A 241-nucleotide genomic window follows, 5' to 3' on the forward strand; every position below is an offset into this window, starting at 1 on the left:
GTCTGGCTTGGTCCTTCTTCAATCCAGTGTTCATGCTAACCGTGTACACCTTTGTATTCTCCGAGATTTTCAAATCTCGCTGGGGTGGGATTGGTGCTGACGATAGCAAAACGCAATTCGCCGTAGTGCTTTTTGTCGGCATGATTGTGCTGAGCCTGTTTAGCGAGGTACTCAACCGCGCCCCCGGGTTGATTCTTTCCAACGTCAATTACGTCAAGAAAGTGGTATTCCCGATTGAAAT

1 protein-coding gene is annotated in these 241 nt (G+C 48.1%); it reads left to right on the forward strand.

Annotated features, from left to right (window positions below):
• Positions 1-41: 41 nt before the first annotated feature.
• Positions 42-241 (forward strand): hypothetical protein (locus KMS84_RS44850; protein WP_498066993.1); only part of this gene is annotated, 200 nt, incomplete at its 3' end.

The sequence above is a fragment of the Streptomyces hilarionis genome, assembly GCF_024539675.1.
Taxonomy (GTDB): Bacteria; Actinomycetota; Actinomycetes; order Streptomycetales; family Streptomycetaceae; genus Streptomyces; species Streptomyces hilarionis.